Origin of the sequence: Psychrobacter sp. ASPA161_6 (assembly GCF_051970285.1) — a bacterium.
In the GTDB taxonomy this organism is placed as follows: Bacteria; Pseudomonadota; Gammaproteobacteria; order Pseudomonadales; family Moraxellaceae; genus Psychrobacter; species Psychrobacter glaciei.
On sequence record NZ_JBEFNJ010000001.1, the window covers coordinates 1,252,054 to 1,274,999 of the forward strand.

The window sequence follows — 22,946 nt, forward strand, 5'->3', positions numbered from 1 at the left end:
GTCTTACCCCTGACTTTTAAACAATGGGTTATTGATGTATTTAATCGGGAATGCTTTATCTCCGAATAATCGGCGCTTAGCCAATGACTCAATGCGCGTTTGTTCAGCGAATACATCAAACAAGTCGAACCGTACTTGATGCTCTGGATGAGAGGTTTGATAGTCGGTCACGCAGTCAGCAACCTGCTGCCAAAACGCCACTTCAGAATAGTGATAATGCGTCTGCATAAAAATCGCAATATCTGACAACGCCACAAAAAACAAGCAAGCAACCGTCATATCTCGAATGCCGTCGGTATCTTCGGTCTCGATAAATGAGCCTCTATTCAAGGCAGCATGAGCAGGTGGCAAGCTATAAAAGTCTGGACGCAGATGTTGTTGGGTTAAGTGCTCAGGTGAATAACGAACCCCATCATGCAAATCTTTTAATAATATCTTGATGGGATAGCCATTTTCATGTACTAAGACGATGTTTTGCGCATGGCATTCTAGTGCCACACCATAACCAAATAAAATATGTAGTAAAGGGGTGACAGTGACCTTAATTAACTGCGCAATCCATGTCTCTACACCATATTTATCAAGCCAAGGTGCTATCAGATGCGAGCCGTCAGCATTGATATAACTGACACCATTGAGCGGAAATGCAGTTTGACCTTTTGATAGATACTGACTGACATTTTCCCGCCAAATCGCAGCCAGCCCGCCATACATATTTGGATGCTGATAGCCACGTGTGCGTAACGCCTCATGGTCGAGACTGACACCAACGGTCTCACCCAAAAACGCAATGGGTAATGCTTGGGCAGTTTTGTCATCTGCAATCAGTTGATTCAACCAAGTAGTGACAACAGCCGCATTCATCACGGTATGCTTTGCTAGTATTCGCGTGCTTGAGGTATTAATCAGGTGCATACTCAGCTTTAAGTAGGCTTTATTATTACTAACGTCATTATCACCATTAACATTGTCATCGCTATTACCAAGCATCGTCAATGAGCGAATAGACTGCTGAGCGCGGTACTGATGACCTGCACTACCTAAGTAGATAACTTCTTGCGTGGCAAGCAGTGGCTGTAATGCTTGAATTAAGGTATTTTGCCATTGCCAAGGATGTGCAGGTATTAGGCAATAATTATTAGCCGTCTCGTCTACTTCATGACTAGCCGTACCTTCGTCTTGCTTATTTGCGATTGCAAGTACTTCTGTGAGTTTGGCATTGAGTGCATCAAATTCATCAGCGCCCATATAATCTTTCACCCATTCATTTATATCGATGCCGGTAGTGGTATTGCTCACCAGTAGCTCTTTTTTGACCGCCAACCACACTACGTCGATGTTTTGATCAAACTCTGGGCCATAGTCATAGTTATCTTGCAAATCAAAACCAATACGAGACTTAAAACACGGATGATAAGGATGCCCTGCCGTCAAATAGCCTTCGAGTTGCTCATAAGTGAGCGTATCAATAGGTACAGGTATATTAGAAGTCAGTATCTGAGCTTGTATTTCGTTCACTAAGGTATGGCGTAGCTCTTTGATAAAGCTGTCTTTGAGTTCTGCACCTTCAATATTGAGCAAGATATCACTGATTACATGTTCAAGAATGGCGTCTTGGGCAACACCATTAACCACTCGCTGCACATTTAACTCATTTAAGCGGATGATGTCAAAACTGTAATGAATATGGCCTTGCGCGGTATAACGGACATCATCACTTGCTTGTATGACAAAATTCAGCAGCGACTTGTTACCAGTACTTTCATGAGCGGTGTTCGCACTTTCAAATTCAAACTCAATGATATTTTCATATAGTAATGCTTGTAGTAATTGCTTGATCACCCGTTGCTCAGCGCGTGCTATGATCTTAGAATCGACAGGTGCTTGCCACGGTTTAGTCGCACAAGTGACATTTGCACTATTATTATTTTTGATAGAGTTTGCTAGATGATTGGACATAGATATAAACTTCCTGTCTGAAAATTGAATCAAGTAAAAGTATGAATTTAGATGCGTGTAAAGCGAATGATAATTATTTACGTTAATAAGTTGAAGTAAACCCCGATACGGGGTATTTGTTTATGGGGATCGTGGTAATTTGCACGCTGAAGGAATCGTGAATAATAAAATCACCGCGATTACTACCAGTATTTCTTGGATCGCGCTTGCCATGCCGTTACTACTACCTGCTGCTAATAACTGCGCACTTCGACTGCCTATATAAAGGGTCGACAGCGTGATAAATATAGTAGATATGATGCGGCGACTGATATTATTAAGTGCGGCGCCTTCAGTAACAGAGTCTTTTGGTAAGCTGCTAAACCCAACGGTCGTGGTTGGTAGGTATGCTAGACCCACTCCGACACCTCGCATACTCATAATCAACATTAATAGCCAAAGCGTGGGCTGATACAAGCACCATGCCAGCATCAAGGTAGACAGCGCACTAATCGCAATTCCTACGATGCCAATCCCTCTGGCACCTTGCTTATCTACCATCTTGCCAGCGTAATGCGTGGTGATACTGGCCACGAGGGTCGCGACCATTAGGACAACGCCTGTCCATAAGGCACTCTCACCCATCACATCTTGTATCAACACGGGTAATAGTAAGAGACACAGCATCAAACCGACTGTTTGGCTAATGCTAATGATATTACTGTGCAAATAGGTCTTATTATTGAACAAGCGCACGTTTAATAATGGATGACGCTGACGCCGCTCGTATGCCCACCAAGCCATCGCAGACAGTAAAAATACGACAGACAATAAACCTAAAGTGGCTATCTTTAATAAGCCCTCACTGCTGAATAATCCACTAGTAAAATCTATCTTCAGCGTGCTCAGCCAAACCATCATCGCAAGCAGCCAAATGAGCAAACTGACAAACCCGATGGTATCGAAAGGGCTCTTTTTGTCATGTGAGCGTATATCGGGTATTAGCCGCCATACCATCGCCATGACCGCCACACTGAGTGGCAAGGTAATGGCAAACAGTGTCCACCACGCAAACTGCTCAACCAAATAAGCCCCCACCAAAGGGCCAAACGCCAACGACATCATAATAACAATGCCCCATAGCGCCATTACTCTGCCATGCTGCTGCTGCGGATAAATCTGATACAGCATACCAATAGATAGCGGGATAATCAGACCGCCACTCAGTCCTTGTATGGCTCTAGCAATGATGACAAAGCTCATGCTAGACGCCAGCATGCCAATGACTGAGCCCAACATAAATCCAAGAATTGCCGCCAAATAAACATGCTTAAAAGGGAACTTTTTATTTAAGTAGCCACTCAGCATCAGCCCTACACTCATGGCCAAGACATAAGCATTTAGCACCCAGCCACCCATCACAATATCGACATCAAACACCGACATAAAAACAGGAATTGCTGGGTTAAGCGCACTATTACTAAAGCTGACGACCGTACCGCCGAGTAATAGTGTCAGTAATACCTGCTGTACTTGTTTATTGCTCAAGCCATGACTACTATTATTCGAGGCTTCGCTTATAGGCGACTCATTGGTAGATGCCTTATTTATAGGTGCTTTATTTATAGGGGCATTGCTCATTAAGCAGTGGCACCATAAAAACTGAGATACCCTCTAGATTCCAAAAACTCATCGCGATTGCAAAAATACAAGGCGGCGGTCTTTTCTGGCATCTCAATCAGGCGTTGTACTCTATAGGCAAAGCTATCTGCTAGCCATTGATACACCTCAACCTTGCTATCGGGCTCACCCACGATTTTTTTGGCCTCAGTATGCTCAAATATAAACTTACTAATCATCATTCCTGTGGGCTTTAGATAGCCTTTGCCAACCACCGCTGGATCGCCAAGCAAAATATGCCACCCCATGTCCGTCTCTTTGGCTTTGTAATACTGAGACAACTGGTCACGAGCCGTCTCATAAATCTCTGTATAGCCAATCGGCTTATCATCACAAAGTATGAGGTAGAGACGCTGATGATCATCAGCCAGCATTTTTTCAAAATGTGTTTTTAGCTGCGGCATCGGGAGATGTAGCTGCCACTGATCGACCACATGCTCAGCATGCATCCATTTATACAGCAATGGCATATCATCTGGATATTTGACAGGTCTCAACGCAAACGTCTTTTGATAAGCTTCAATGCTAAACGTATCGGGCAGGTTTTGGGTGATGGTCGGCATGACTTGCTCCTAGTTATTATTTTATTCGATGGTTTTTATGAAATACGATGCTTATAGAAAACTACGCGCCAAATTTTTGAAATACTTTTAAGGCGTCAGTGTCGTAAGTTTTTTCACCTGTCAACTGATTGATGATACATCCTGCTCGATAAGCACCCAGCCCCAAGTCTGGTGCGCCAACGCCATGAGTATGAACCTCTTGGTTTTGTACAAAAATTTTGCCATCAGTTGCGATATCTTTTTGATGCGTCAGCACATATTTCAGTGCATAGTCTCTATCAATGATTGGCTGCTCAAACGCATCATGCGCGATGCTAGGCAGTAGCGTATTTAAACACTCAGGCAGACCGTAACGATAGCCTGTACCAGCAATCACACAATCATACTCAGCAGTAAAATCTTGATTCTGTTCACGCTGTCTACCTACCAGTTTTATGGTGCCTGTCAGTTCTGGCTCTTCTAGCATTGTTGTCAGAGTGGCTTCAACCACTTCACAGTTGGACAGCAGTGTTGAATGCAAATCTTGATTGGTAATACTGCGCTCATAGAGACGGTGATAAATACCCTTTATGGTCTCAAAGCCCATGCCTTTATAGAGCAGGTCTTGCTTGGCAGTAACTTGTGGCTTGGTTGCTGAGTCTAAATCATAAAAGTAATCTGTATACGCAGGGCTAAAATGCTCTAAACCTAATGGGGAGTATTCCATGGGGAAAAATCCTGCCGAGCGCGTCATCCAATCTAACTGAAACTTAGGGTCGTCATTAGTACTATCATCGCCATCAAACTGCTGATCAAACAGCGTTCGATATACCTCTGCTGAGGACTGCCCAGATCCCAGTACCAATACTTTAGTCAGCTTGTTGTCTGTCTTGGTGCTATTCACATCAGGACTACTAGAGTTGAGGCTGTCCAAGTCAAAATTGTCTGCAAAATGGGCGGTGTGCATACAGCGGTTGGGCGCTTGTTTGGCAATGTCCTGCAACGACGGTGGTAGTGTGGCCTGTGTGCCCGTACCTATGACCAGGTTTTTAGCATGATAGGTGTTTGGTTTGCCTTGTTCAGAGACTGTCACTACAAACCCATCATTATTGTCGTCAAACGCCACGTCTATCACTGCCGCATCAAAATTTAGACTATCCAGCTGCCCTGCTACCCATTGGCAATAGTGGTTATACTCTTTACGATAAATTTTAAACTCTTCTAAAAAGTAAAACTTGAGCAATCGCTGCTGAGTATGTAGATAATTCAAAAAAGAATACGGACTGGTTGGGTCTACCAATGTCACCAAATCTGCCATAAAAGGCACTTGCAGCGTAGTGTTTGGCAATATCATGGCTTTATGCCAATTAAACTCAGCCTTTTGCTCAAAAAACTTGGCGGTTACATCGGTTTTTGTCAGTAATGCCGCCAAACTTAAGTTAAACGGCCCTACGCCAATCCCAATAATATCTAACACGGTCGCCCCTTAGTGATTTAGTGGTTACGTTAATTCTGATGCTAATTCTTGTTGAACCGTAATTTCTATTGTGTGCTTATCTTTGCCGTCACAATATGATTTGCTACATCGCCATAGGGTTTGGGATATCGACATAAATAGACTGAGTCTCAACAGGTGCGGTCAGCTCATCGAGCGCATAGAGTCTGGTGAGTAGATTGCCCTTGAACGGCAATGTAGGGCTACGCAACAACAAGTCAAATAACGAGCGATGCGGGTATTGTTGCTCTAACGCTATTAGACATGCTTTAAACGTCGTAATTAATGTCTCCTCACTCACAAGCTGAGTACGAGCAATAGCAGTGATTAAGCCAAATATACTGTTACCAACTAAATAATAGGCAAATCTTGAGTCGGCAAAGTCTTCTGGAATGACACACTCTCCTTCGCTAATCAGCTCTGGATAAGCATCAATGAGCGGCGTGGCATACTCTGCAATATAGCCAAACCCTTGATTGTCTCTAGCCCAAAATTTAGTAGGATAGCCGTCTTTTAGCTCAATCAGACTGTTTTGCTGATGTACCTCAAACCCAATACCATGCTGATAATACATATGAACCAGCGGTATAAAACCAACTTGTAAATAAGTGTCAAACCACTGGATAGCCACCTGCTCTAAAGCTTCATCTGTCCGTTTATGAATAGACTTAAACAGTGTCTCTAAGCGATTGGTCAGACGAGTTGGATGGTCTTGGCTTAAGCTGGCAAGATTGGTGACTTGTGTATCCTCTGTAAAAGGGTTGTCACGTAAGATACAAATAGTCTCATCAATGATTTTGCCGTCGACACGTAAGGCAATCCAAGCAGGATCATTCAATACGGCAATCGTAGGGTACTCGGTTTTGAGCTGAGTACCATAGTCGCTACGCCATATTCGGCAGGCATGCATCCCGCGTTTACATTCTTTGGGCAGGTTAATCCGCACCGAATTGGTAATCGCTACAGACAACGACAGTTTAAACATCCAAGGCGCATCAAAGGCTGCTAGCGTGCGTACTGATGTAGTCGGATGCAGATACCAACCGAGTTCACCCAAGTCGAACAATTGGCCTTGTTCTAGCAGCTTTTGATACCACGGCTGCTGCTGCAAAAACCTTGCTTGCCAAGGGTGCAATGGCAACAGCTTATAGTCTGGATGCTCATCGACAAGTTGCTGCTGATAGCCACTCATATCAGCTTGTAGCTTTGATTTGAGCGCTGTGGTAATGCTGTCGCCATCTACGAATTCTTCTGTAATGCAGCTGGGGTACACTAGCCAATAATGCAGCTGAGTTTTGCTACTGGTCTCGGGCGCATACTTTGCCCATTCGGCACCATAAAAACCAGCACGGCCTTTGGGTGTAGGATGCATGGCATGACCGTAAATAAGGTTTTGTTCGGTTTGAATGAAATCTTGCTGATAGTCAATGATGTCATCAATCTCATCATTGCGATGCTCTAAAATAATTTGTAGCCCCTCATAACTCTCAATCCAGCGCTTTAATACACCATTGGCATCTAGCGTCGCTTTGTCTTTATAACGATGTACGATGTCTTCAATAATCAAAGATGCTAGGCTCATAGCAGAGGATTTTATCCATCGGCTGTTTTGCAAAGGGTCGTCCAGTTGCGTGTCTAATTTTGATTCTGATCGTATGCTTACCTGCTTATTCAATATAAGCGGCGTGCCCGCCAAACGATGCTGACCCAATTGGCTCACTCTATCGACAGGTACGACCATTACCGTGTTCGAAGGCAATAGCATTAGCACTAATAGAGGCTTGTTTTGTGAGGCCTGCTTCTGTATATCATCCTGCTGCTCTACGGCAATAATATCGCCGCGCCCAGTCTCAAAACAGTAAGCATTGATTAGATTTTGTAGTGTGAGACGATCAAGCGTTTTATGCTGCATCATGTTATTTCTTCCCATCAACGTTCAGGTTGTCAGAATTAAGTTGGTTAAAACCAGCAATAGCCATCTGCTCAATGATGTCTGCAATATCATTGATTTGGGTACTGGGATTTAGAATGGTGAATTTAAGGCAAAGGCGCTGCTCAAACTGGGTGGTGGCCACATTGGCGATATTGTTGACCAATAATGCTTGTGCAATGTGGCGATTGAGCTGTGCGAGTTGCTCATCAGATAGCGTGGTATCTTTGGGTGTAAAGTAAAACAAAACACTGCTAATAATAGGCTCATGTACCAGTACAAAATTTTCATTTGCATCAATCAGCTGTGCCGCCTGCTTGGCAGTATCCAGACAGCTATCAATCAAGGTTGCATAATCATCTGTCCCTAGTAAGTCCAGCGCCATCCACAGTTTTAAGGCATCGAATCGGCGTGTGGTCTGTAAAGAGTACGTCACTAAATTTGGGATATTGTCTTGTTCGTCATTAGCAGAGTTTAGATATTCGCTATGATGGCGAATGCTCTCGAAATTTCGATTGTCTCGTAAGAGAAAAGCGCCGCAGCTGATCGGTAAGAAGAAATGTTTGTGAAAATCTAGAGTGATAGAGTCAGCTTGATTCAGACCGTCAATCAAGTGTCGATAGCGCTGTGATAATAGCAATGCCCCGCCCCATGCTGCATCGACATGTAGCCATATCTGTTCATCACGGCAAATTTTGCCAATAGCCATTAGAGGATCAATTGCACCCAAATCGGTAGTGCCAGCAGTTGCGATGATGGCCATCACATTGTCCGCGCCTAGACGATCTATCTGATGCTGTAAGTCAGACATCAGCATGGCGCCTAATGCATCGGTCGCTATTTTAATGACGGAACGTTGGCCTAGACCCAGCAGTGTCGCGTTTTTTTCAATAGAAAAGTGCGCCTGGTCTGAGCATAGAATACTGCCGCTAGGCTGACCCATCAGGCCATCCTTTTGCACATCAACGCCCTTAGCTTTATAGAATTGATTGCGTGCCAGCAGTAGACCCATCAGGTTACTTTGCGTACCGCCACTGGTAAAGACACCACCAGCGTTATGGCCTATCTGTTCATCAAAGAGGGCACCAGAGATGTCATCAAACTGACAACGTTGACACAGCCAATGGATTAAGTCTTTTTCGATATAGGTCGCTGCTGGGCTTTGGTTCCACGAGTCCATACTTTGGTTAGTGGCTGCGATAATCATCTCAGCAATCTGACCGATGACCAGTGTGGGTGGATGTAAGTGGGCTAAGCAATTCGCATTGGCCGTCGACACACAACTGGGTAAAAACTTACTTTGAATATCAGCGAGTATCGTGTCGATGTCTCGGCCTTGCTCACGGATGCTAAAGGTATTGGTCGCTTGCACTTGTTGCGGTGTGCCGCCCAAATACACGTTATTGTCGTCTAACCACTGTTTGATGACAGCGCTGGTTTTTTGCATATGCGTGACATATTGCTCACTGGTTTGCTGGTTTAATAAATGCAAGATGTCCTCACTTGTTTATTCTACGAATGTATAAATCGCAAATAAGTGACTTATTATTAGAGTCGTTATTAGAGTCGTTATTAGAGTCGTTATCAGAGTTTTCTTATAAATGTGTGAATCATGCTAAAGCGCTGGCAAGACTATTGATTGTCTTCTAGCGCCATATCAAGCCTTTGCAAGACTTGCTGCAGCTCATCTTTGGTTATATTGAGAGGTGGCAATAATCGCAGTACGGTGCCACCGCGCCCGCCCTTTTCAATCACCAATCCATGTTTGAAACACGCTTGCTGGATTTTGGCAGCCACATCGCTGTCTGCTGGATAGCTACCGTCATTTTGCTTAGGTAGATTAGGATTGATAATTTCTATGCCAATCATGAGACCACGCCCTCTGACTTGACCCATTTTTGGATAGCGCTGTTGGCGTATTTTTAACTGCGCCATGAACCATGCGCCTATTTCTAAAACATAGTCAGCAACGTTATTATCTTTTAAGTAATTAAGGGTGGCAAGGCCAGTTGCCATGGCCAATTGATTGCCTCTAAATGTGCCAGAATGATTGCCCGCCTGCCATACATCGTATTGTTTTTTGATACCTAATACCGCAAGTGGCAGCCCACCACCGATTGCTTTTGACATCACAATCATGTCGGGATCAATATCAGCGTATTGATAGGCGAACCAACGTCCTGTGCGGCAGAATCCTGTTTGTACTTCATCGATGATAAGCATGATACCAAGCTCTTTTGTCACTCGGCGCACATGCTTCAACCACTCTATGGGTGCCGGGTTGACACCGCCTTCCCCTTGTATAACTTCTAAAATGACCGCGGCTGGTTTTACCACACCGCTCTCTACATCTTTTAGGAAGTTTTCAAAGTAGCTCATATGGGCATGAATGCTCTGCTCAAAAGGCAAGCCAAACGCGCAGCGATACATATTGGGATAAGGTAAGAACTGTACCGAGCTCATCAGACCTTCGATACCTTGTTTAGGTGCCAAGTTCCCTGTCACCGCCAGCGCACCATGTGTCATGCCATGATAGCCACCGCTGAAGCTAACAACACCTGAACGACCAGTGACTTGCTTGGCCAGTTTAATAGCCGCTTCTACCGCATCAGCACCCGTCGGGCCACAAAACTGCAAGCAATACTCATCGCTATTGGTGGCGAGTAGTTTGTACATGAACTCGCTGAATTTATCTTTTAAAGGTGTTGTGATATCTAATGTATGCATCGGTAGGTTGCTGTCCAATAGCGCTTTGATGCTTTCTATGACCACAGGATGATTGTGCCCAAGTGCCAGCGTGCCAGCACCAGATAGGCAATCGATATACTTATTACCTTCCACATCGGTAATCCAAGCACCTTTAGCTGATTGAATCGCGAAGGGCAGCTTACGTGGATAACTACGAACCTTCGATTCAAATTGTTCTTGACGGTTTAAGTAGCATTCGTTATCAAGTGGTTCGTCTAAAAGGATCGTGTCCATAGCTTCAGCCTTGTTATTGTCAGTCGTCTTGGATAAACATTCGAAAGTAAGTTGTGACGCTTACTTCTTAAAATATCGTTCATTTATATTGAATGATAATGTAAATGATAATCATTATTATTATTAATGAAGCGTAGTATCTACTACCAATAACTGACTGTCAACCCAGTTTGCAAACTTTCTATCGGTAAAAATGATAAAGATAGCCGTTAGCGTGAATCTAAGAACGCTAAATCAAGAGCGAATAATTAAGAACAAAGAACAATGTAGGATACTTCAAACTACCGACTAATCAGTGACACACAGCTACCCAGCACAGATAGTTTTAGACTATCTGTGCTCACTTATATCGTTGATTAATAGCTATATAAAGACAGCAGCTATCTACTCGCTGAAGCTGGTACCTTACGAATGAGCCATAAGAAGTAGCCACCACCGATAATAGCTGCAATCGTGCCAGCAGGCAGCTCATAAGGGAAAATAACATAACGGCCAATCCAATCTGCTATCACCATCACGCCTGCCCCTAACAGTGCAGCTAATGGCAATTGCCGTTCAAGCTTTACAGCGCCTAGCGAAGTAGCTAAGTGAGGCACCATTAAACCAATAAAGCTCAATGGACCAACGGCAAGCGTACTGGCCGTGCTAAGCGCTGCTACTAGTGCCAGTAGTGACAAGGTAACGGGCGTAACTGCCACACCTAGATTACGCGCCACACCTGTGCCTAAGCCAAGGACACGCAAGGGTTTTATCAGCAGTAGACTGAGTACAAATAAGATAGCGGCAATACCAATGAGATACCATACCGTACTGGGCTGGGCGCTATAAGTTGTCCCTGACAGCCAGCTGAGCATCGCCTCCAGACGCGGATCTCCTGAAAGCTTGACCATATGCATCACCCCGTCCATCATGGCGGCAATACCTATACCTACTAATAATAAATAACCTGAGCTGACCCTGCGTGCTAGCCAAATAATCAATAGCAGCACAGCCATCGCACCTGTCAGTCCTGAAACCAGCAACGTTCCTGCTCCAGCAGATAGCCCTAAACTTGGTAATAGTAAGAACCCTAAAATAACCCCGAGTGCAGCACCTGAACTGACACCCAACACCTCAGGACTGGCCATGGGGTTACGCGTTAAAGTTTGCAGTAGTACACCGGCGACTGCCAGCATTAAGCCTGTGGCCGCAGCGCTCAAACTACGAGGCAAGCGGTACTGCTGCGTGAGCACCCACTCCGTACTGAATCCCCACCCATTGATATCTTGCACAAATAGACAAGCCAGCAGGATAAGGGCGAGCACACCAGCGCCCCATCGCCAAAATGCAATGGAGGTATGCTTACCTGTAAGCATCGGCGTCACTGTCTCTATCCGCGCGCGGCGCTGAAGTAAAATTAGCCAAATAATCAATGGTGCACCCAAGATACCTGTCATGGCACCAGCTGGAATCTGCATATCAAGTATCGGCTCAAGCAGTAATGCGACATTGCTGGTCAATAATAACAGCAGTGCTCCCAACCCAAAGGCAGTGGCTAAACGCTTACCAATCGCGGAGATGCCAAGCGCATTAACCAAACTTGCCGCACCAAGACCAATGAAACCAATCAAGCCAACTTCACTAATAACTAAGGCGGTCACAACGGCAACAACCAGCACAACAAGTGCACGAATGCCATTAATAGGCACACCCAGACGTTTTGCTTGGGTGTCATCTAGGCTCATCAGCGTTAATGGCTTTAGTAATGGCAGACATACAACCGCCATCAAAATAGCAGTGATGACTAGCGCAATACTGGTATGCCAGCTGTTTTGTGCCAAAAACCCAGCCGCCCATGACAGCATGCCATTGCTACGCTCAGCAAAAAACAACACCAGTACATTGGCCACTGCGGCCAGCAAAATATTAACCACCAAACCGGCCAATATCAAAATCAATGGATTAAATCGGCTGGGTGCTGATAAGGCAAAGACTAGACCCATACTGATGATAGCCCCTACAAAGGCCACATAAAGTCCGCCATAAATGGCTAAGCTTGGCAAAAATAACGTGACGATGAGCATGGCCAACTGTGCACCCACGCCCACACCTAGCGTCGTATCTGATGCTAAGGGATTTTTTACCAATTGCTGTAGTAGAATGCTGACAACACCTAATAGCCCACCAGCCAACAACGCCACTACGCTGGTCGCCACTATATGCAGCTGTATCGCCATACTGGCAATATCTAATTGCGAGCTGGGTATAAGCAAGTCACTAAGTGGGCGCGTCCACTGCTGATCTAGCAGTACCCAACTGCTCCATAATGACAAAGCCGCTAGTCCGATAAGCATAACCCACAGTCGCCAAGACATACTGGCAAACAAAGAAGTCTGGGGATTAGGTTGATTCGGTGGCGGCAATAAAGATGACGACGATAATGGTTTTAGAGTCGTTACGGTTTCAGAAGCTGATGTCATCGTATGAGCACTGTCGGTGTTGTTATTGATATGATTGTTGTGAGTATTTATATTGGCGCTCATAGTACATCCCCGCCTTTTAATGAAACGTCTGACAAGTTATTTGCTAGGCTGACCAATGACGACATCCCACCATAAATCCATACTGGAGGTAGCTCACCCACACAGCGGGTATTGCCATAACCTAAACGCTGCCAAATCAAGCTGTCATCAATTTCAGCGCTAGTGATTGGACTGAGTGGATCGATAATTAATAAACAAGTCTCATCATCTAACTGTGCCAAATCTCCCATTCGTATCGGCACAAATCCCCAATTATTGCCTTTGCCCAATACCACAAGCTCTTTACCCATCTGCTCTAACGCAGGTTGAAATAAGCTGTTTGCCACATACATACGCATATTGTTAGCATCCGCAAACTGCACCACCGCAAACTTTTTGACTCTTGGATAACGCTGATGCAATTGCTGACTTGCCAGCTGTATGTCTTTCTGACTTTGTACAATATAGTCCTCAGCCATCTTTGGGTTATCGATCAGCATGCCAAGCTTCCGCGTTGGTTCGGTATAGTCAGCCCACGTTGCTGTCTCTCCTTTTGCCGCAGACATCACAGACTCAGCAGGGACATCACCGTATAAATTACGTGCATGCTCATAAAAGTAATTGTCTATGACCATATCAACAGGCAGTTGGGCGATTAGCTCAGCATTGGGCTGATAGCGGATGCCCAAATCTATGGTTGATGAGGGCAATTTAGGGCTTCCAACCCACCTATCCCAAACCCTTATATCACCTGTCGCAATTGGTGCATGCCCCATCGCTGTCAAAGTCGCCGCATTGCCCCAGTCAGGAGAGGCGATATTCATCCTATCGCTATGACTACTTTTTGATTCTGAGGTAGTGGATGTCTGATTATTACAGGCCGTCAATACCAAGCATAATGAGAGCGCGAACCATTTCAATATTGTCAATGACGTCACTGATACTGGCTTAAGCTTAGCTATTGGGCGTTTCGATGAGTGTTCTGTATAAAGAATGGGAGGCATAGAAGCATATCTTTGTAGGCGAGTTAAAAAAGGGAGCAAAAGTAAGACGTTAAGCCACTGCAACAGGCTGTCCAGTGATAGGATGACTGAGCAGCTGCATATCGACATTAAAGATATCGCGTAGCACGGTAGGTTGCATGGTACTGGCGATATCACCGTTGTGACATACTTGGCCATTTTTTAGCGCAATGATCCGATCGGCATACTGCGCGGCCAAATTAATATCGTGGATAATAATCACGACGCTCAGGCCTTGTTCGTCTACCAAACGACGAATAAGCTGAATAACCTCAATTTGATAATGCATATCAAGAGCAGCAAGTGGTTCATCGAGCAACAAATACCGCGTATCTTGTGCCAGACACATCGCGAGCCAAGCACGGGCGCGCTCACCACCTGATAGCGTGGCAGTGATGCGATCAGCAAACGCTTCGGTTTGAGTCACTTTCAATGCTTGCGCGACTTTGTCTTTATCTATTTGGGTAGGCTTTTGCAGCCATTTTTGATGTGGATAGCGCCCTAGCATAACCAGTTCACGCACCGTGAATCCAGCCGCTTCTGGCAATTGTTGCGGTAGATATGCCATCTGCCGTGCCAACTCTTTACTGCCATAGTTGTTGATGCTGCGCTCGTCTAATGTGACATCACCACTACTACTTGCCATCTCGCCTGCCAATGCTTTAATCAAGGTCGACTTGCCAGAGCCATTATGCCCAACCAAAGCCACCAGTTGATTGGTATCAATCTCACAGCTCACATTGTCTAATAGAGTATTTCCTTGACGGCTGATAGTCAGCTGGTTTGCACGTAGCATATAAGCACTCATTGTTGATAAAAGTAATATGTCATAAGAATGATGGTGTATCGATCATTGGTTATAGACCAATTTTTGGAGACCAAACCACAATAAGAATTGATTTTACTCGTAAATGATAACAAAAACAATTATCATTAACTAAAAACTCATTCACTTTAATTTCAACGCTCTGTTGATTGCGAGTATTTATATGACTAAACAGCTTTTAGCTACTACAGAAAACGCCAACAACCAAAACAGCCAATACACCTCATTAAATGACCCTGAAATAGCCAATGTCGTCGCTCATATCAATGAAGAGCATCTCGATGAATTACTCGGATTTTTAAGTGTATTTACCTCACTATCCACAGCTGAATTGGATCGCGTAGATGCACAGATAACCGATATTTATGCTGAAGGCATTACAATACAAACTCGCCAAAAAAAATTAAAGTATCAACCGACTGACGCTCAAGATAACTCCCTCTATGACCAGACTTTCTTTATCGCTTTTACTGCACCTATCTCCCAGCTTGATGACTTGCAAGCCCAATATATCTTGCTAAAACAAAGAGCAGATAAAAAGCTAGGCAAAAAAACAATCAAACTGACCAAGCAAGTATTTGATGTACAAAACAGTTATAACGTCAGCAAAAATATGCTGCGCCTTGAATTGAGCATGCCGTCATTAAATGACGCTCAACTAAGTGATGACGTTCAATTAAGAAATACTAACAGCGCAATGTCAGTACCTATCAACGAAGCAGGTTACGCGTACTTATTTGATTTAGAGCACAATGCGACAACGAATGCATTGATGTCTGACGAGGTTGATGACAGCAAAGCTGATGACAATGCGGTTAATGACAGTGAAAAAAATAACGTACGCCCTACTCGTCCTCACTGTTATTACACGCTAAGAAAAGCATGGCAAGCTGATGATGAGATAAGAGTTTGGGTCGATGTTTTTTTGCATGGGGATACGCCGGGCGGCAACTGGGCTCAGTCGCTACAAGCAGGCGAGACCGTTGTCACAAAACGAGAGTTTCCTGAAAAGGTAGAGCACTTGCGAGGTGGTCAAGCGGTATTGATTGTTGATGAAACATCGATGCCAACGGCAGCACGACTGCTGGAGCTATGGAATAACCCTAAGCCACCATTAATCATTTGTGTGACGCAAGATGCAGACGATCAAAGTTATTTTGATACAGTGAAAATGCGCAGTAGCCTTGATAGCATTGGTAGTGACAACAGTAGCATTGATAATAAAATTGATTGCGACACCGAAACCCACGGCAATGACCACTTTGCTGTATTGCCTATAGTAACCAATCAAGCAAACTCAGGAGCAGAGTTAGCCACACTGATTGACAGTACACTAGGTGATTATTTAACTGACAACCCTCTACAGATTGATAAAGTTTGGGGCGCACTAGAAGCAAATACTGCCAAAGCATTGCGCCCATTGTTGAGAGAGCGACTGACACTCAGTCGTACCGATGTTGTGGTAAAAGTATATTGGCGTCACGATTAGTTTGCATAAATGACGTTATGTCTCTGACAATACCGGAGCGCTTTATTTTGATAGAAGGAGTCACAATAGCTTTGCGCTAGTACTCAGCGCTTTGCACCATCAAAAAGTGTTTCAGATTAGAGAATCACTTATTAGAGAAGCATTTATTAGAGAGTCACTTATTAGAGAAGCAGTTAGTGGTCTTTTGAATATCTCTTGTTCCCATTAAGCTATTTAAATCTAACGCATTGAATTTAATGCCGTCCAAATTTGCACAGAACAGTACTATGACCCTGATTAAGTGATTCTGTGCAAGTACAGGAGCATGCGTTTTTACCTAAAGGTGCTCAAATCCTCTTTTATCCAATGCAAGCCTTGATAGGCTTCTCCATATTTATGATGCTCACCAATCATTAATCGCCCGCACGCCAATTGAGATATAGCTTAGTCACTCTATCTCCACTATACTAGATTTATCCCCAAGTGAACCTTGGGAATAATTAAGACTTAAGTTGCTATAATAAATAGTTTTATTCAGATATCTGGCGATAATTAGTGTCCATAACAGTGTCCAATGATCTTTGTAATTTATACATAGCAGGACTTTCAGTAGTCATCATTGTTTTAGAAACTATACTCTCAATCTATCTACAAATACTTTGAATGCATTCCACCTGCAACATTTACGGATATACATAATGGCTGTCAATACTATAAACGATATCAATAAACTTGAATACCGAGATAAAGATTATTCAATCAGTATTTCAGGCACTTCTGGTCTAAGTGTTCGTATTTACCCAAATGGCAAAAAAGAATACTACCTTCGTTATTCGCATCCACATATCGACGGCAAACGACCTAGGATGATGCTTGGTAAGGTTGATGATATTAGCTTGTATGAGGTGAAGCATAAAGCCGAGTCCATACTCAATCTAGTCTCAAAAGGCTCTGACCCCAAGGCCATACAGCAACAAGAACAAGTTAATAAGTATGCTCATCTAAAAAACGCTACGTTTGCTGAGGTTGCACAGGCTTGGAGAGACCACAAGATAGGGAGTCGTCATCATAGTAAGGCTAAAAAGCCCTCGTTTAGTGAGTCGACCCTCAAGTTTTGGGATTTGTGTCTAGGATATATGTGTCGTGAGATTGGCGACTTAAAAATGAATGACATCACCAGCGAGATTATTTTGGGTGTATGCGAGGCCATTCAAAACAATGAAAATCAAGCAACCTTTGTGGGCGCAAGTACCCGACTTTATACTGAAAAAGTATTTTCGTTCGCAGTAGCGCGAGGATTATGTGACAAAAATGTGGCGATGGACACGCGCGGTGAGCTTGCCCCAGCCAATTCGGGCAATCATTTGCCAGCCATTACTAAGCCTGATAAGTTTGCAATATTGTTACGAGACATGGACTCATTTAAAGGCGCAAGCGCCATTACAATAGAGGCAATGAATCTGCTGCCTTATGTGTTTGTGCGTAGTATCGATTTGCGATCTATGCGCTGGCAGGATATAGACTGGGACAATAAGCTATGGGCGTTCTCCCCTACCAAGGGCGAAGGTCGTGAGGACATGGTGTCGCACTTAGTTGTACCATTAGCGACACAAGTAATTGCACGTCTAAGAAATATACAGTCAATCACAGGTCATAAAGAGTACGTATTTGCATCGATGCGCGCCTCAAGCAATTCATATATTAGCAAAGCAACCCTAGTACAGATATTTCATCGGCTTGGATATAAGGATGTGCAATGCGCTCATGGATTTCGGGCATCAGCCAAAACCTTGCTGATGGAGCAACCCGAACTGCGCTATTCGGACATCGTGACAGAGTTGCAGCTGGGCCATAGAATCAAAGACACGCATGGCGGTGCTTATAACCGGCTTGATGAGATCGATACCAGAGTGCAAATGATGCAGGATTGGGCCAATTATATAGATGGGCTACGGAATCATTCTGAATAGCAATTATACATCAGTCATAACATCATCATAAATCAAGTATAAACTTTAGCAAAACATGACAGAACGTACCTATATGCACACTTAAAATGCATCGAATAACCGCGCTAATCTCTGCATACTATGCATTGAATAGCATTGTTGTTAATCACCGCATCCTCCTCAATACCTTACTAACAAGTTTTTATGGCAAACTGACCACCAAAAAATGGGCAACGATAACCAAGTGCTCGGCTGATACTGCATTAAGAGATATTAATGACTTGGTAGAAAAAGGCATGTTAAAAAAATCTGATGCCTTAGGGCGTAGTACGAGTTATGGAGTCATGCTGTGAATTTAGAATATTAATAAACAATTTTCTAATTACACTTTACAATTTGAGAAACGTCCAATTAGGGATGATCTAGAGTATCAAGGCTCGCGGTCTATTATTAGTGGTTCCATTATACCAGTCTGTTTTAAGTAGTCTATTAATTGATTTGAAGGCTGAAATAACTGGCTCCCTTGGGGTATAGTCAAAGTTTCTTGCTATATATTTTGATGAGTTGAACCCAAAATATATGCTTTGATTATGTCAAAATCAATTAGACAGTGCAGTTAATTTCTAGCTTAACTTGTGACTTTTTCAAGAGTCATAGTCTTCAATTCTATTTTTTTGCATTCAAAAACTATTTCTGTATCACCTAATAAAAATAGTGAATGTATGATATTACTATCAGGCGTTACGTCTACTTCATGTACCATTATGGTGATTGGTAATATACAACAATTGATATTAACATTTACAATATCGGAATAGATGATTTCTATTAGATCTTTGCCTTGTCTTTGCTCGATCTTCAACGAAATCCTATCATTTTCTAAATCATAATAAATCGTCTGGATTATGCCTTTATTAAGTGTCTTCTCTCTATTGTCTATTCCGTTTAAATCACTTGATAAAATCAGGCTTAACTCCTCCCTATGTTTAAGTATCTTAGGAACTACTTCATGATAGTAGTACGTAAAATCCCAAGTACGCTCTCCATAAGAATTTACAAAGTGTTTGATGTATTTCATTATAACTATCCTTACATCTGACCCATGCCGTTAATCTCGTAGAAATTAACTTGGAAAATTTTCATCATATAGTTCGATGCCTGTATAGCGCACCGAACATATACTGATAACTCATTGAGTGAATATACCACTTTGAAAATGGGTTTAGAGACTGAATTATGTTTAAAGAAGAGTTAATAGAATTTCTATTGTCTACCGAGAACTTCAACGAGCTTGGTGAATGGTATATGTCTGATTTTGATGATAAGCATGTCCAAGGTATCAATTATGAGCAAGGCTATCCTATGCTAGAAGACTGCTGTGAGGTCTGGATACAATATCCAGAGTATACTTGTGAGTTAATAGATATTATGGGTAGTATAAGAAATATAATATCAACCAATACATTCCCAGATATTTTTATTGAGAACAAACAAAATATCTTAGCTATCTATTTTGATACTGAAAATAGAGTTCGAACTATAATTAGTAGAGTTCATGAAGGTAATAATATTGATGAGAATTTAATTAAAAGCTCCATAGAGTCAGGAATCAAGGATGAGAAACTTATGTTTGCTAAGCTTTTCTACCGTTCTAATATTAACTGGTCTGTTTGAACTGTGAGATGCTTGCAAATATATCCCTAAAATCCTTATTGCACCTATAACAATGCTTATGATGAATAAAGATGATGTTATCTACTACCAAAAGCTTACTGCATGTAAACCATGAAGCACATTGTGACTATTCCAGTGTTTCAAAACGTTGATACCATCATCCTACAGCCTAGTGTTCAAGTCCTGAATAGGGTACCGCCCCTGTTTCCATGAGATAAGTTATCGGCAATACCCTTCTTTGTTATCTACCACTCCTCTCATTTTAACCTTCCGCACCTTCACCTCGTCACCGCAATAAGGCTCAAGTATGCTTTTTTGAAAGTATTGTAGAAATACGCTTGACCTTACCATGATGTCAACCTATATGCTGTCACTATAGATTAAAAACAGAATTAAAAACGACAGAGGTTGTTATGAAAACAAAAAATACTAAAGCCCCTATTTATCATGAAGTGCTGAGCATTGAAGGCATGAGTTGCGCATCTTGCGTCGGGCGTATCGAAAAACAATTAAAAAATATTGAACACGTTGAAAACGCCGAGGTAAACCTTGCCACCGAACAGGCGACTGTTTACTCATCTCAGCCTGTAGATGTCGCCCAATTAAACAAAGCGGTAGAGCGCGCAGGCTATAAAGTAACTGAAACCAAGCCTATCGAGCTATCCATAGAAGGCATGAGCTGTGCATCGTGTGTTGGACGAGTAGAAAAATCCTTGGCAAAAGTCGCTGGCGTGCAACAAGCTACTGTAAACCTTGCGACTGAACGTGCTTGGATTAAAGGCGATGCGCAAATACAAACGAGCGACTTAATTGAGGCCGTTAAAAAAGCGGGCTACGAGGCCAAACTGGTAGAACAAGACCAAAGTGATCGACAAGATAAGAAAGCATCAGAGCAAAATCAGCTTAAACGAGATTTAGGGCTTTCTGCGCTGTTATCACTGCCCGTATTCATTTTAGCAATGGGCTCGCATATGATTCCCGCCTTTCATATGTGGGTAGTGAATAACCTCGGCACTCAGCAAAGTTGGCTGATACAGTTTGTTTTGACCACACTGGTACTACTCTTTCCAGGCCGACGCTTTTATCAAAAAGGCGTGCCAGCCTTATTGCGTTTTGCGCCAGATATGAATTCGCTAGTGGCGATTGGTACTATCGCAGCGTATGGCTTTTCTCTAATAGCGACCTTTATCCCGCAAGCGTTACCTGAAGGCACGGTGCACGTCTATTACGAAGCCGCTGCCATGATTGTAAGCTTGATATTATTAGGTCGTTATTTTGAAGCAAAGGCTAAAGGTCGTACTTCTCAAGCCATTCAGCACTTAGTGGGCATGCAGGCAAAGACCGCCCGTGTACAGCAAGATGGTAAAGTCATTGAAGTCCCTGTAGAAGACGTCACTGCACAAATGATGGTTGAGATTCGTCCAGGCGAGCGTGTGCCTATCGATGGCGAGGTGGTTGACGGTCACAGTTATATTGATGAATCTATGATTACTGGTGAACCTGTTCCTGTGAAAAAACAAGCAGGTGATCAAGTAGTCGGCGGTACTATCAATCAAAATGGCACCGTGAATATTCGGGCAACGGCCATTGGTGAAGATTCTGTGTTGGCACAAATCATTCGTATGGTAGAACAAGCCCAAGGCTCTAAATTACCGATTCAAGCATTGGTGGATAAAGTCACCATGTGGTTTGTACCAGCGGTGATGTTTTTATCAGCATTAACCTTTATAGTTTGGTTGATTTTTGGCCCTGACCCTGCCTTAACCTTTGGTTTAATCAATGCGGTTGCCGTGCTCATTGTGGCTTGCCCTTGTGCAATGGGATTGGCCACTCCCACCTCTATTATGGTCGGCACGGGTCGTGGTGCAGAATTGGGTGTGCTATTTCGTAAAGGTGAAGCGCTACAAATGCTTCAGGATGTGAGCGTGGTTGCCGTTGATAAAACAGGCACATTGACTGAAGGCAAACCTACGTTAACGGATTTTCAAGTACAACAAGGGTTTGAGAAAGAACAAGTCTTACGTGTGGTGGCATCGGTTGAAGCAAAATCTGAGCATCCCATTGCCTTAGCCATTGTTCAAGCCGCAGAACAACAGAATATTCAACTGCTTCCTATCACTGACTTTGAGGCGATGACTGGTCTAGGTATTCAAGCAAACGTGGCAGGCCAAGTGGTTCATATTGGCGCAGATCGTTATATGCAACAATTGGGGCTCGATGTTGCGCCTTTTGAACAAGATGCGCTACGTTTGGGGCAAGAAGGTAAAACTCCGCTTTATGTATCTATTGATCAGCAATTGGCCGCTATCATTGCCGTTGCCGACCCTATTAAAGAGACGACTCATACCGCCATCGCCGCACTACATCAGTTAGGCTTAAAAGTGGCCATGATTACAGGCGATAATCGCCATACCGCCCAAGCGATTGCCGCAAAATTAAATATCGATCAGGTAGTGGCAGAAGTATTACCCGAAGGCAAAGTAGATGCAATACGCCATTTGCAAGAACAATATGGCCGAGTGGCGTTTGTTGGTGACGGTATCAATGATGCCCCAGCATTGGCTCAATCCGATGTTGGACTGGCCATTGGTACAGGCACAGACGTGGCGATTGAGGCGGCTGAAGTGGTGCTAATGTCAGGTAGTTTGCAAGGCGTGCCTACCGCGATTGCCTTGAGTAAAGCAACCATCAGTAATATCAGACAAAATCTGGCTTGGGCGTTTGTCTATAACATTGCTTTAATCCCAATTGCGGCAGGTGTGTTATATCCTGCCTTTGGTATTTTACTCTCACCTATTTTTGCAGCAGCCGCAATGGCCCTGTCTTCTGTTTTTGTATTGGGCAATGCATTACGCCTCAAGTACTTTAAAGTACCCGTCATTACAGAGTAAATATAGAATCGTAAAGTATATCCATATAGGGTTTAAATAAACAGGTTA

The 22,946-nt window shown here is 43.4% G+C and carries 16 protein-coding genes; 5 read left to right on the forward strand and 11 right to left on the reverse strand.

The window, feature by feature from the left end; genetic code table 11:
* Positions 1 to 3: 3 nt before the first annotated feature.
* The 10 genes from ACTQ9T_RS05110 to ACTQ9T_RS05155 all read right to left on the reverse strand — a co-directional run bounded on the left by ACTQ9T_RS05110 (position 4) and on the right by ACTQ9T_RS05155 (position 14,886).
* Positions 4 to 1,959, reverse strand: coding sequence for an IucA/IucC family protein (locus tag ACTQ9T_RS05110; protein WP_440464268.1), 1,956 nt, complete (start codon positions 1,957 to 1,959; stop codon positions 4 to 6).
* A gap of 120 nt (positions 1,960 to 2,079) precedes the next feature.
* Positions 2,080 to 3,579: an MFS transporter gene (locus ACTQ9T_RS05115; RefSeq protein ID WP_440464269.1), complete on the reverse strand. Its 1,500-nt coding sequence runs from the start codon at positions 3,577 to 3,579 to the stop codon at positions 2,080 to 2,082.
* A complete protein-coding gene (locus ACTQ9T_RS05120; protein WP_440464270.1) occupies positions 3,579 to 4,181 on the reverse strand; it encodes a GNAT family N-acetyltransferase in 603 nt (200 codons plus the stop codon). Before ACTQ9T_RS05120 ends, ACTQ9T_RS05115 begins: the two co-directional genes overlap by 1 nt.
* 61 nt (positions 4,182 to 4,242) lie before the next feature.
* A complete protein-coding gene (locus tag ACTQ9T_RS05125; RefSeq protein WP_440464271.1) occupies positions 4,243 to 5,637 on the reverse strand; it encodes a lysine N(6)-hydroxylase/L-ornithine N(5)-oxygenase family protein in 1,395 nt (464 codons plus the stop codon).
* 103 nt (positions 5,638 to 5,740) lie between these two features.
* The gene (locus ACTQ9T_RS05130; RefSeq protein WP_440464272.1) at positions 5,741 to 7,570 is read right to left on the reverse strand and encodes an IucA/IucC family protein; all 1,830 of its coding nucleotides are present in this window, start codon (positions 7,568 to 7,570) and stop codon (positions 5,741 to 5,743) included.
* Between the two features lies 1 nt (position 7,571).
* Positions 7,572 to 9,077 carry a pyridoxal phosphate-dependent decarboxylase family protein gene (locus tag ACTQ9T_RS05135; RefSeq protein WP_440464273.1) on the reverse strand — a complete coding sequence of 502 codons (1,506 nt, stop codon included), beginning with the start codon at positions 9,075 to 9,077 and terminating at the stop codon, positions 7,572 to 7,574.
* A 140-nt stretch (positions 9,078 to 9,217) separates the two neighbouring features.
* Entirely contained in the window at positions 9,218 to 10,567 is a 1,350-nt protein-coding gene (locus tag ACTQ9T_RS05140) for a diaminobutyrate--2-oxoglutarate transaminase family protein (RefSeq protein ID WP_440464274.1), read from the reverse strand.
* A gap of 380 nt (positions 10,568 to 10,947) precedes the next feature.
* On the reverse strand, positions 10,948 to 13,089 hold the full coding sequence (fhuB, locus tag ACTQ9T_RS05145; RefSeq protein WP_440464275.1) for a Fe(3+)-hydroxamate ABC transporter permease FhuB: 2,142 nt from the start codon (positions 13,087 to 13,089) through the stop codon (positions 10,948 to 10,950).
* Positions 13,086 to 14,072, reverse strand: a complete 987-nt coding sequence (locus ACTQ9T_RS05150) for an ABC transporter substrate-binding protein (protein ID WP_440464276.1) — start codon at positions 14,070 to 14,072, stop codon at positions 13,086 to 13,088. The genes fhuB and ACTQ9T_RS05150 overlap by 4 nt, the downstream gene beginning before the upstream one ends.
* 49 nt (positions 14,073 to 14,121) lie before the next feature.
* Complete coding sequence (locus ACTQ9T_RS05155; RefSeq protein WP_440464277.1) at positions 14,122 to 14,886, reverse strand: ABC transporter ATP-binding protein; 765 nt, start codon at positions 14,884 to 14,886, stop codon at positions 14,122 to 14,124.
* Between the two features lie 193 nt (positions 14,887 to 15,079).
* On the opposite strand from ACTQ9T_RS05155, the gene ACTQ9T_RS05160 reads away from it, so the two are divergent.
* From ACTQ9T_RS05160 to ACTQ9T_RS05170, 3 genes are all read left to right on the forward strand, one after another.
* A complete protein-coding gene (locus tag ACTQ9T_RS05160) occupies positions 15,080 to 16,405 on the forward strand; it encodes an SIP domain-containing protein (RefSeq protein WP_440464278.1) in 1,326 nt (441 codons plus the stop codon).
* A gap of 677 nt (positions 16,406 to 17,082) precedes the next feature.
* On the forward strand, positions 17,083 to 18,354 hold the full coding sequence (locus tag ACTQ9T_RS05165; protein ID WP_440464279.1) for a tyrosine-type recombinase/integrase: 1,272 nt from the start codon (positions 17,083 to 17,085) through the stop codon (positions 18,352 to 18,354).
* Positions 18,355 to 18,440: 86 nt separating this feature from the next.
* Positions 18,441 to 18,686 (forward strand): hypothetical protein, encoded by a 246-nt coding sequence (locus ACTQ9T_RS05170; RefSeq protein WP_440464280.1) that lies wholly within the window; start codon positions 18,441 to 18,443, stop codon positions 18,684 to 18,686.
* A gap of 275 nt (positions 18,687 to 18,961) precedes the next feature.
* Here ACTQ9T_RS05170 and ACTQ9T_RS05175 read toward each other — a convergent pair whose 3' ends face one another.
* Positions 18,962 to 19,411: a hypothetical protein gene (locus tag ACTQ9T_RS05175; protein WP_415228446.1), complete on the reverse strand. Its 450-nt coding sequence runs from the start codon at positions 19,409 to 19,411 to the stop codon at positions 18,962 to 18,964.
* 158 nt (positions 19,412 to 19,569) lie between these two features.
* On the opposite strand from ACTQ9T_RS05175, the gene ACTQ9T_RS05180 reads away from it, so the two are divergent.
* Complete coding sequence (locus ACTQ9T_RS05180; RefSeq protein ID WP_415228445.1) at positions 19,570 to 20,007, forward strand: hypothetical protein; 438 nt, start codon at positions 19,570 to 19,572, stop codon at positions 20,005 to 20,007.
* A gap of 413 nt (positions 20,008 to 20,420) precedes the next feature.
* A complete protein-coding gene (locus tag ACTQ9T_RS05185; protein WP_440464281.1) occupies positions 20,421 to 22,898 on the forward strand; it encodes a heavy metal translocating P-type ATPase in 2,478 nt (825 codons plus the stop codon).
* Positions 22,899 to 22,946: the final 48 nt, after the last annotated feature.

What these genes read in the sequence shown, in the direction of transcription:
- ACTQ9T_RS05110 (WP_440464268.1), bottom strand. Translation starts at nt 1,959, where the DNA reads ATGTCCAATCATCTAGCAAACTCTATCAAAAATAATAATAGTGCAAAT.
- ACTQ9T_RS05115 (WP_440464269.1), bottom strand. Translation starts at nt 3,579, where the DNA reads ATGAGCAATGCCCCTATAAATAAAGCACCTATAAATAAGGCATCTACC.
- ACTQ9T_RS05120 (WP_440464270.1), bottom strand. Translation starts at nt 4,181, where the DNA reads ATGCCGACCATCACCCAAAACCTGCCCGATACGTTTAGCATTGAAGCT.
- ACTQ9T_RS05130 (WP_440464272.1), bottom strand. Translation starts at nt 7,570, where the DNA reads ATGATGCAGCATAAAACGCTTGATCGTCTCACACTACAAAATCTAATC.
- ACTQ9T_RS05140 (WP_440464274.1), bottom strand. Translation starts at nt 10,567, where the DNA reads ATGGACACGATCCTTTTAGACGAACCACTTGATAACGAATGCTACTTA.
- fhuB (WP_440464275.1), bottom strand. Translation starts at nt 13,089, where the DNA reads ATGAGCGCCAATATAAATACTCACAACAATCATATCAATAACAACACC.
- ACTQ9T_RS05150 (WP_440464276.1), bottom strand. Translation starts at nt 14,072, where the DNA reads ATGCCTCCCATTCTTTATACAGAACACTCATCGAAACGCCCAATAGCT.
- ACTQ9T_RS05155 (WP_440464277.1), bottom strand. Translation starts at nt 14,886, where the DNA reads ATGCTACGTGCAAACCAGCTGACTATCAGCCGTCAAGGAAATACTCTA.
- ACTQ9T_RS05160 (WP_440464278.1), top strand. Translation starts at nt 15,080, where the DNA reads ATGACTAAACAGCTTTTAGCTACTACAGAAAACGCCAACAACCAAAAC.
- ACTQ9T_RS05165 (WP_440464279.1), top strand. Translation starts at nt 17,083, where the DNA reads ATGGCTGTCAATACTATAAACGATATCAATAAACTTGAATACCGAGAT.
- ACTQ9T_RS05170 (WP_440464280.1), top strand. Translation starts at nt 18,441, where the DNA reads ATGCATCGAATAACCGCGCTAATCTCTGCATACTATGCATTGAATAGC.
- ACTQ9T_RS05175 (WP_415228446.1), bottom strand. Translation starts at nt 19,411, where the DNA reads ATGAAATACATCAAACACTTTGTAAATTCTTATGGAGAGCGTACTTGG.
- ACTQ9T_RS05180 (WP_415228445.1), top strand. Translation starts at nt 19,570, where the DNA reads ATGTTTAAAGAAGAGTTAATAGAATTTCTATTGTCTACCGAGAACTTC.
- ACTQ9T_RS05185 (WP_440464281.1), top strand. Translation starts at nt 20,421, where the DNA reads ATGAAAACAAAAAATACTAAAGCCCCTATTTATCATGAAGTGCTGAGC.